The 10,568-nt window shown below is 30.6% G+C and carries 9 protein-coding genes; 4 read left to right on the top strand and 5 right to left on the bottom strand.

Translation table 11 applies throughout. From position 1 onward, the window contains the following. Positions 1 to 78: 78 nt before the first annotated feature. Together CQA53_RS05190 and CQA53_RS05195 are read right to left on the bottom strand one after the other, a co-directional pair. Positions 79 to 1,356: a 3-isopropylmalate dehydratase large subunit gene (locus CQA53_RS05190; RefSeq protein WP_115542962.1), complete on the bottom strand. Its 1,278-nt coding sequence runs from the start codon at positions 1,354 to 1,356 to the stop codon at positions 79 to 81. Between the two features lie 159 nt (positions 1,357 to 1,515). Continuing rightward, the gene (locus CQA53_RS05195) at positions 1,516 to 2,256 is read right to left on the bottom strand and encodes a carbonic anhydrase family protein (protein ID WP_115542963.1); all 741 of its coding nucleotides are present in this window, start codon (positions 2,254 to 2,256) and stop codon (positions 1,516 to 1,518) included. 255 nt (positions 2,257 to 2,511) lie between these two features. Here CQA53_RS05195 and rpmH point away from each other — a divergent pair, with 255 nt between their 5' ends. After that, on the top strand, positions 2,512 to 2,649 hold the full coding sequence (gene rpmH, locus CQA53_RS05200; protein ID WP_115542964.1) for a 50S ribosomal protein L34: 138 nt from the start codon (positions 2,512 to 2,514) through the stop codon (positions 2,647 to 2,649). 234 nt (positions 2,650 to 2,883) lie between these two features. Here rpmH and galE read toward each other — a convergent pair whose 3' ends face one another. The 3 genes from galE to CQA53_RS05215 all read right to left on the bottom strand — a co-directional run bounded on the left by galE (position 2,884) and on the right by CQA53_RS05215 (position 5,983). Then, positions 2,884 to 3,918, bottom strand: a complete 1,035-nt coding sequence (gene galE / locus CQA53_RS05205; RefSeq protein WP_115542965.1) for a UDP-glucose 4-epimerase GalE — start codon at positions 3,916 to 3,918, stop codon at positions 2,884 to 2,886. 377 nt (positions 3,919 to 4,295) lie between these two features. Next, complete coding sequence (locus tag CQA53_RS05210; RefSeq protein WP_245945680.1) at positions 4,296 to 4,922, bottom strand: type II secretion system protein; 627 nt, start codon at positions 4,920 to 4,922, stop codon at positions 4,296 to 4,298. Between the two features lie 149 nt (positions 4,923 to 5,071). Then, positions 5,072 to 5,983 carry an SEL1-like repeat protein gene (locus CQA53_RS05215; RefSeq protein ID WP_245945681.1) on the bottom strand — a complete coding sequence of 304 codons (912 nt, stop codon included), beginning with the start codon at positions 5,981 to 5,983 and terminating at the stop codon, positions 5,072 to 5,074. A 313-nt stretch (positions 5,984 to 6,296) separates the two neighbouring features. Here CQA53_RS05215 and hemN point away from each other — a divergent pair, with 313 nt between their 5' ends. The 3 genes from hemN (at position 6,297) to CQA53_RS05230 (ending at position 10,289) form a co-directional block, all read left to right on the top strand. Continuing rightward, positions 6,297 to 7,676, top strand: a complete 1,380-nt coding sequence (gene hemN, locus CQA53_RS05220) for an oxygen-independent coproporphyrinogen III oxidase (RefSeq protein WP_115542967.1) — start codon at positions 6,297 to 6,299, stop codon at positions 7,674 to 7,676. 144 nt (positions 7,677 to 7,820) lie between these two features. Next, the gene (locus CQA53_RS05225; RefSeq protein ID WP_115542968.1) at positions 7,821 to 9,182 is read left to right on the top strand and encodes a (Fe-S)-binding protein; all 1,362 of its coding nucleotides are present in this window, start codon (positions 7,821 to 7,823) and stop codon (positions 9,180 to 9,182) included. A 318-nt stretch (positions 9,183 to 9,500) separates the two neighbouring features. Next, a complete protein-coding gene (locus CQA53_RS05230) occupies positions 9,501 to 10,289 on the top strand; it encodes an SEL1-like repeat protein (RefSeq protein ID WP_115542969.1) in 789 nt (262 codons plus the stop codon). Positions 10,290 to 10,568 lie beyond the last annotated feature (279 nt).

Consider the following 10,568-nt stretch of genomic DNA (forward strand, 5'->3'; position numbering starts at 1 on the left):
ATATTGCGTTATCCTGTGATTTTGAAATTATTAAGAATTTTTATACACCAAAGTCTTTTTCTTTGTTATTATTTTTTATTAGGTTCTTGGGTCAGCTATGATTCCTTCAATCGCACTTTGTGCAACTACTGCCGCATTTGCAAGATATACTTCAGAGGTTCTAGCCCCCATGCGTCCAACAAAGTTTCTGTTTGTGGTAGAAATACATTTTTCAGTATCACCTAAAATTCCCATATAACCACCAAGACATGCACCGCATGTGGGATTGCTAACCAACGCTCCAGCATCTAAAAGGGTTTGGATATATCCAGCTTCATATGCTAATTTATAGATTCTTTGTGTTCCAGGTGTTACAATAAGTCGCACTTTTTTATCAATTTTCTTGCCCTTTAGAATCTCACTTGCAATTTTTAAATCACTTAACCTGCCATTGGTGCAAGAACCTATAAAAGCTTGCTGAATCGCAATTTTATCTTTACTAGATTCTGAAATTGTTTTTCCATTACTTGGTAAAAATGGATATGCTACCATTGGCTCAAGCGTATCAAGATTGATTGTTATATGTTGTATATAATTTGCGTTATTATCACTATAATGGAATATTGGTTCGCTCCGCAATCCTTTATTAAGCATTTTAACTTCTTCCAAAAATGCTTTTGTTGTAGAATCTGCGGCAACAATTCCATTTTTAGCACCAGCCTCAATAGCCATATTGCAAAGCGAGAATCTATCATCCATGTTTAAAGATTCTATCCCTTCACCACAGAATTCCAATGCTTTATAAAGTGCTCCATCAACACCTAAGATTCTGATAACTTCAAGTATCAAGTCTTTCCCGCTTACCATTTTTTGTAGCTTTCCTTGAAATTCAACTTTATTACTTTGTGGAATTTTAAACCAATTTTTTCCTGTAATCATTGCATAAGCTAAGTCTGTGCTACCCATACCTGTGCTAAATGCACCAAGTGCACCATGGGTGCAAGTATGAGAATCTGCACCAATGATCACATCACCACTTACTACAAGTCCTTTTTCTGGCATAAGTGCGTGTTCAATTCCCATATCGCGTTCGTCAAAGAAATTCTTTAATTCATGTTTAAATGCAAAATCACGACTAATCCTTGCTTGGTTGGCTGAAGCAATGTCTTTTGCGGGGATAAAATGGTCCATTACAATAGAAAAATTTTGGGGTTTTGCAAGTTTTTTTGCTCCAACTTTTTCAAACTCTTTGATTGAAATTGGTGTAGTAATATCATTACCAATAACCATATCAATATCACATTCAATAATTTCATCAGCATACACTTTATGTCCGACATGAGCAGTAAATATTTTTTCAGTAATTGTCTGTGGCATATAATTTCCTTTTAGAATCTTGTTATAAAATTTTAACATTTTGATATTAATATGATATAAGTATTATTGAGAGCATTTGTTGAATTTCTATGTAAATTATTATATAACGCTTTGTTGCGTTTATATACAAATCAATCTTTAGAGTGAGTTAGTTGCTTATCATTCTGCAATAAGACGATTAGCGACATCTTGTGTTCCTCTTGCATTTGGTTTTGTGATATTACGCATAGCATCTGCTTGATCTTGTGTTGCACTCATTGGTTGTTTGATTACAATCCATCGCACTCCTTGTGTGCATGGCGGTGTGGTAAGAGATCCGTCAAATTGATAAGAATCAAGACTATTTGGTATAAAGCTATTTGCATCAATATTGGTAATAAAGTGAGATTTATTCTCTTGTGTAGGAAGATTTTTTACAATAAGATCGAGTGTTGGGTTTGATCGTCCTTCCATAAAAAATACAGACAGGATTATTTTATTGCCCTTAGAATGTTGGTGATGAAATTGCACTTCAATGGGAGCATATAAGGAGTTAATGGCATTTTCTGCGGGAGTCTTAAAATGTATTTCTTTTAAATGGTAACGTATGCCTACCATTTCAAGGAAGCTGCCTTGAGGATAAGTAACTTTAAATGTAGAATGTTCTAGCCTTACATTTACACCTTTTGCTGGCATATATTTGAGGTTAAATTCAATTGCACCTTGCTGCACTGCTTTTGTAACAATATTAATTGGTGATTGTTGATTGCCATTTTCACAACCCAGATACATTGGATTAAGATTTGCCCAATCTTGTGAAGTGTTGCCATCGTAATTCCATTCTGTTTTATTGTTTGCAAAGAGAAAATATGTTGTAAGAAAACCACAAATAATAGATTGTATCAGAATGTGTTGTGTCATGCCATATCCTTGAAAATGTTAAATATACAATTATATAGTGTTTTTAGAGAAGTTGCAAACATATTTTCAATAACAATCTATTTTTGTAAGACTTTCATATGATAGTTTGATGATTTTGACCGGCGAACATGTAATTTCTGATTTGTAAAAAATACTTTGTCATTAGTGATGTATTTTATTAAAAAAATTAATTTCCTTGAAATAATAACAAAAATATTATATAATGCGAAGTTTATTTTATTCAAAAGGTTTAATATGAAACGCACTTATCAACCGCATAATACACCGCGAAAAAGAACACATGGTTTTCGTGAGCGTATGAAAACAAAGAATGGTCGTAGAGTTATTAATGCACGACGAGCAAAAGGAAGAAAACGATTAAGTGTTGCTTAAGTGTTTTTATCTATGTTTTTAATGTCTTTATGCTTTTCATACATTGTAGATTAAGATCCAAATATCTTTAAAATTTGTCATTTTATTCTTAAAATTTTTGTAACCTCATAGAATTCGATGTATATTTTGGTAAAGTAGTTTAAAGCCTCTTGACACCAAATTTTCTTCTACAAAGATTACAATCAATAATATTGTTTTTTATCGATGGTTTATCTTTGATGGTATTATAGAGAGTTATCTTTCTTGTGCCATTAAGAATAATTCCCACCTATAAGCACTTTCGACGATTGTTCGTAAATCATTAAAAAGTGGCTCCCACTTTGTATATTTTAAAAGCTTTGAATTATCTGCAATAAGCACTGCTGAATCACCGACTCTTCGCCCCGAGTTATATATTTTAAAGTTACAATTTTTGCTTACATCTTTTACACATTCAATAACTTCTCGCACACTAAATCCCATGCCATATCCTACATTGAAAATCTCTCCAAAAGGACCAATTGCTTCTTGTAGAAGATGAAATGCTTCAATGTGTGCCATTGCCAAATCATCAACATGAATATAATCACGAATACAAGTCCCATCTTTTGTGTGGTAATTTGTTCCAAATATACTCATACCCTCGCGTTTTCCACAGGCACACTCACATGCAATTTTAATTAAATGTGTAGCATTTTTTACTCTTTGTCCTAGTGCATGTTCGTGTGTATAATCATTTTGCATACTTGCTCCAGCAACATTAAAATAACGCAAAATAACATAATTTATCTTATCAGATTCTGCAATGTCTTGCAACATAGTCTCAATCATTAACTTACTTGATCCATAAGGATTAATTGGGTTTGGCAGATAGCTTTCAGGAATGGGCATTTTATCTGGATTTGGTTCACCATATACTGCTGCAGTGCTAGAAAAGATAAAATTTTTTACTTTGTATTTTACACAGTAAGAAAGTAGTTTAAGGGTTTTTGTTGTATTGTTGGTGTAATAGAGTATTGGATTTTCTACAGATTCTGCAACACTAATAAATGCACCAAAATGTAAAACGGTATCAATTTTATGTTGTTTAAATACTTCTTCACAATTTGCCAAATCTTCACGAACTAAACGCACACGATCACCAAAGCTTTGTTTTAAATATTCATAATTTTTTAAAAAACCTGTTATAAGATTATCAACGATAATAATTTCTATATCAGTATGTGTTAGAAATTGCAATGCACAATGTGATCCAATATAACCACATGCACCTGTAAAAAGTATCTTCATAAAAAATCCTTATGGATATTCAGTAATATGCTACATAAGAGAATTATAGCAATTTCATATAAAGATAAGATTTAAAAGTTTATATTTCTTTAAAAATATTGAATATTTCAGAATCTAAATATTACCATGAAGGGGGTTAACCTTTTTTGATAGTTTTGTATCAAGATGATTCTTAGGATTCCAATGTGCTTTTGTAAAGAGATTTTTGAATATAAAATTTAGAGTATTTTATAGAATCTTTTATTGTTTTTATTTAAGTGCAATTGTAGTTTCTATTAGTTATAGGGTTTTGCTATTATGGCATAATCTATTCATGTAATTATTTCTGGTTGATACCAATGCTTACATTTTAATAAAAAGTGTTTTTATTGTTTCATTTACCATGTAATGTTAAGTGGTATTTGTATATCATTTGCATAATTTTTGATAATATTTTGGCAAAGGTTTGAAGTTTGTGTGCGATTAAAATTTATTTGCAAAAAATTCACACCATCAAAACGAATACTTAAGCAGTCATTTTGAGTATCTGGGACACCATTTTTCGCAATTTTTAGAGAATCCCCATTTGCCACCCATCGTTGTGGCGAGAGATTCAAATAAGAAATTAACCATTGTGGATTTGCATTTTGCAAAAGAAATTCATTTGTAATAGCATATTCTTGTGTGCTTGAAATAATTGTTTGAATGTCATTTGCAACAGCAACAGCTAGAGCATTTGTGCGAGAGAAACTGATGCGAGGCAATGCTAAACTTGCAAGTATGCCAAGTATAACTAATACAAAAAGCAATTCCATCATGCTAAATGCCTTGCTAGATTGCAAAGCCAAATGATTTGTTTGTAGTGTATGATTTCTATGACTACATTGTATTTTGAGACTTTTAAAAGAGGAAAGTAAACCTTTTTTGTGTTGTCTATGCTTATAGTTGTCTGTTATATCCACTTTTCTTTGGTTATTTTGCGTGATTTGTATCAAACTATTGGATTTATAAGGTAAGAATATCATGGTTACTCCTTATGGATTCTATCTAATATTTAGAAAAATAGAGCGAAATTGAAAAGTAACCAACAAAAACTATGAATAAATCTATTGCAACTTTATGACATTAGATAATTCATCAAAAGTATTTTATGTTTAAGGAAATGATTAAAATACTATCTTCTGTTAATAACGGGCGATCCTAGTTCGTCTGTTTGTACACGAACTGGTTTTGTCGCTTCTTCGCAAGCAGAGTTTAGTCCTAAATTACAAGCTTTCTTATAAAATTGCTTTCCTTTCAATGTATCATCTTCATATTTATCAAACCAATATGCAACATAACGACATGATAATGCCTCATTTAACGCACAAGAACGTTTGAAGTAATCAATTGTTTGAGGGGATTGCATAGGTAGTCGCACAAATGGTGCTAAAACATAGCTCAAGTCCAATCCCTTATCAATATAATATTCAACATCAGCATAACTATCCATAATGCGTAACATTCTTGCATGAAAGAAACATGAAGTAGCATCATCTTGTTCACACTCTTTTTTTGTCATATTAAGTGCTTTATCTACAATCATATCGTTGTTGTGTCCATCTAAAGCCTCTGTGGCGATATTTTTGACGAATTCATCATCATCATTTAATACATCAAATGCAAAAAATAAATTTACACAACCCAAGCTTTCATTTTTTTTACAGGCATGGATGCTTTTATGTATACTATTATCAAATTCAATAGCAAAAGAATCGCTATCATAAGCCCTAAGTGATCGTTCTTCACCAATGTAATATGCATTAAGACAGCCAATAACAGAACCCAGCTTACATTCTTGATAATGAAGTTGGTATGATTTGTCATAATCTCCGTCAGCCACAGCAAGATTCGCATAATATCCATCTGTTTTACCATGTTTTTCATTCATATTTTTATGTAGTTGAATAATACCACTTATGTCATTATCGGTTTCTTGTGAATGTTTTGGATTAGAATTGCTTGTGCAAGCTAAAAAAAACAATAGGAAAAATCCGCATAATCCATATAAAAAGACATTATGCACATTATTTGATATTCTTTTCATATAAATTAAATCCTCCTTTTTGCTTACTATCAACCAAAATAAAATAGTTATAAGGCTATATTATATAGTATTTATTTGTATATTTGCAAACATTTCTATGATTTTACATGAAATCATAGAACTTTTGATTTATATTTCAAAAATTATATTTATATCTTAACAGATTTTGAAAAATATTTATTTTTATTTAAAAAGTAGAGTTACTCAAACTTCTTAACATTTTCTGCTATAATCTCACAATGTTTTAGGTAATAAGATTCTGTTAAAGAAATTGAGGGTAATTTTTTATAAAAATATAATTTTAAGGATATTGATGTCAAATACAATTAATTTTGAAAAATTAGCAAAATATTCTCAACCTGGACCAAGATATACAAGTTACCCTACTGCGAATGAGTTTCATAATACTTTTAATGAAACAACACTTAGAGAATCTTTTTATCGTGCTGATACAATATACTATGATAAGCCACTTTCGCTTTATACACATCTCCCATTTTGCAAAAGTGCATGTTATTTTTGCGGTTGTAATGTCATTTATACAAATAATCAAAGCAAAAAAGAAAGATATATACATTATCTCCAAAAAGAGCTTCATATTCTTCAAAATGCAATGAATACAGAAAAAAAAGTCGTGCAGTTTCATTTTGGTGGTGGAACGCCGACATTTTTTAATGCACAACAACTTGATGAAATCATTAAAATGATAAGGCAAACTTTTCCGAACTTTGCAAACGATTGTGAAATAAGTTGTGAAATTGACCCTAGACATTTTAATGAAGAACAAATGATTGTGTTGAAGCAAAATGGTTTTAATCGTGTAAGTTTTGGAGTGCAGGATTTTGATTCTAAAGTGCAAAAAAGTATTAATAGAATCCAATCCCAAGAACTTGTGCAAGAATGTGTCTCAATGGCTCGTAAGCATGGCATTGAATCTATTAATTTTGATTTAATCTATGGCTTACCAAATCAAAGTCTAGAAAGCTTTCACAAAACACTTGAAAATGTCCTTAATCTTTCCCCAGATAGGTTGGCGATATTCAGTTATGCACATGTTCCATGGGTAAAAGCAACTATGCAAAAAATTGATGAGAAACAATTACCAAATCCCTTGCAAAAACTCCAGATCCTAAAAAATACAATCGAGTTTCTTACAGATAATGGCTATGAAATGATTGGTATGGACCATTTTGCCAAGCCAAATGATGAATTATGTGTCGCACAAAGGAATGGAGAATTGCGACGTAATTTTCAAGGCTATACAACAAAAGGGTTTTCACAGACTATCGGTATGGGTTTAACTTCTATTGGCGAAGGAGTGGATTATTATACGCAGAATTTTAAAGATATTCAAAGTTATGAACATGCACTTGAAAATGGGATATTACCCGTTGCATTGGGTATTGTTTTAAGCAAAGAAGATATTTTACGTAAAGAGATAATTATGAATCTTATGAATACTTCAATGCTTGATTTTAATGCGATTTCAAAAACTTTTAATATTGATTTTAACACATATTTTAAAAATGAATTAGAGAATCTTAAGCCAATGCAGGATTTGGGATTGTTAGAATTATATCAAGGAAGCCTTAAAATCACACCTACAGGAAGCATGTTAATACGAAATATCGCAATGGTGTTTGATTCGTATTTGCATAAAAATCAAACAAAAAGATTCAGCAAAACAATATAATATTGATCAATAAACTTTTTAAAAAGATTGAAATATTATTTTTGTAGTATTTGATATGGTTATCAGAAATTCTCGAAATATATTCATTAATATTGTGGCTGAATAAAACGACTTTATTATATTAAAGAGGAGAAATAATAGGCAATGAGTGAAATCAGCTCTCCAACATCCAATAAAATAAGCATATTACAAAAAAGTGCAATGAGTTGTGTAAAATGTGCGAAATGTGTTCCAACCTGCACAATTTATTCTGTAAATCGCGATGAGATTACTTCGCCTCGAGGTTATCTTGATTTGGTAAGTGCTTATGCCGAAGGAAAACTCTCTATGGATTTAAATCTTAAAGATTCTATAGAATCTTGTTTTTTATGCACAACCTGTGTAACACAATGCCCAATGAGTTTGCCTGTCGATATTGTAATTGAACGTGCAAGAGTAGATATAGCCCAAAAATATGGAATTCCTTTTTACAAAAAGATTCTATTTTATATGCTCGGAAAAAGAAGTGTTTTAAATTTTGTTTTTTCAATGGGATATTATTTTAATCCATGTATTTTTAAGACTCAAGATGGATATAAAAAAATACGATTTAAGATTCCGAAGATAGGTGATAGAGTTATTTCGCCACTCAATAAAAAAAGTTTCTTGCAAACCTATCATGGATTAATAGAATCTCAATATAAAAAAAATCATAGTATAAACAATACTCAAACATCGAATAATAAGAAAGTTGGAATCTACATTGGTTGCCTTAGTAATTATAATTATTTGAATGTAGGGATAAGTCTTTTAAAAATTCTGGATAAATTAGGTATCGATGCGTTTGTTCCACAGAAGCAAGAATGTTGTGGTGCTCCGGCATTCTTTAGTGGAGATATTAAAAATACTACAAAATTGATTAAAAAGAATCTGAATTATCTTTTACCATTTTTGGAGGATTTAGATGCGTTGCTGATTCCTGAAGCAACTTGTTCCGCAATGTTACTAAGCGATTGGCATCATGCTTTGGAGATAGAATCTGAAGTATTTGGCATTGATAACAAGCAGTATTTTGATAAGCTTGAAGTCCTCACAAAAAAAACTTTTATGGCGAGTAAATGGCTACATGATTATACAAATCTTGATGAGGTTCTCAAAATTTGCAAAAAAGAAGAGGTGACGGTTACTTATCACGACCCTTGCCATGCACGAAAAGTATTAAAAATATATCAAGAACCCAGAAAACTCCTTAAAAATTTTACATTAAAAGAAATGAATGAAAGTAGTGCATGTTGTGGATTTGGTGGAGTAACTATACAAAGTGAAAAATACCACTTAGCAAAAGCTATTGGTGATAAAAAAGCACAAAATATTGCAAAAAGTGGAGCAAATATTGTAAGTGCAGAGTGTAGTGCATGCCGTATGCAAATCGATGATTCGCTCTCGCGTAATGATGTGCATACAAAATTTATGCATCCTTTAGAGCTTATAGCGAATAATCTTGAAAACAAATCTAATATAGAATAATTTTTCTAAAACCACAAGGAAATCTTGAAGTCAATATTAAATGATATTTTGAAATTTAATGTGATGAATAGAATATGACAATTTTTATTACAGCAACAATTTATGTAAAATATACATTTGAAAATATCAATATATTTAAAATAATATCTTAGTATTTCTTTATTGAGGATAATTCAAAGATTCTATTAGGAAAATAAATATATTGAATCCATGTTGAAATCTGTTAATGTAAAAACTAAGTAGTAGTTTTTTATATCACTTTTATTATAATTTTAGTGCTATTAAAAATTATCGACATATTAATTAAGAGAGGTTTTTATGCAATATAGCATTCATTATACAAGCAGATATAATAGTATTATTATGTGGTATTTTTGTTGTCAGATTCTTATCTTGTTGCTTATTGGTTGTGGTGCTACACCCAATAAGCAAAGCAATGTGGTCCCTAATATAAATCTCAAGTCCGAAACACAGTGGAAAGAGATTCCCAAACAAATACTAGATGATATTGCACAATCGCAAAAAATGAATCTCTTTAGTAAATGCTATTATTATGAAAATGTTAATATCTGTAAGCATATTTTGGATAATTTTGAGCTTGAATGTAAAAGTGGTATTGGTTTAAGTTGTGGCTTACGAGGATTAGCTTTTGTTGATGGAAGAGGTGTTGCAAAAAACTTACAACAAGCCTTAGAATCTTTTCAGCAAGGTTGCTATTTTGATGACTCCTTGAGTTGTATGTATATGCGAAAATATTATATACAATATAATCAACCAGAAAAAGCACAAGCAATTTTAGATTCTGTGCAAAACTCTTGTGCAGAAGGAAAGGCACTTGAATGTTTTTTGCTTTCGATTGTTTATGAAAATGATACACAATTTAGCAGTCAAGCAGACAAGATTGTTCAATATCGTAAAAATGCTTGCGAGAAAAAATTTGCTCTTGCTTGTGGGTATCTTGATGATAAAAAATTAGATAAAGAATCATATCAACAATATCAAAAACGTGCTTGTGATTTTGGTATGATGGCAGCATGTGATGCATATCGAGAATCTATGGAATTAAATATACGCACAAAACACACAAGACTTTATCGTATTTGGTAATTTTAATTTTTTACCAAAACAATATTATAAAATTCAGATAGCAATAAGTAGGTTTTATCTTATTGTTAAAACTTATCAAGAGCTTCTAAGACTTTTTCTTATATTGATTCTACACTTTACTTTTCAAAAAAAAATTCATACAAATTACTTTCAGTCATTAAGAAATGATGAGATTCAGCAAAAAATGTTACTAAAATACATTTTTATTCAAGAAACAAGTAAAATTACAATATTTCTCTGTTCTTATTCTTGTTCATTCTCTATAATCTCTACTATTAC

It is taken from the genome of Helicobacter didelphidarum (assembly GCF_003364195.1).
Taxonomy (GTDB): Bacteria; Campylobacterota; Campylobacteria; order Campylobacterales; family Helicobacteraceae; genus Helicobacter_A; species Helicobacter_A didelphidarum.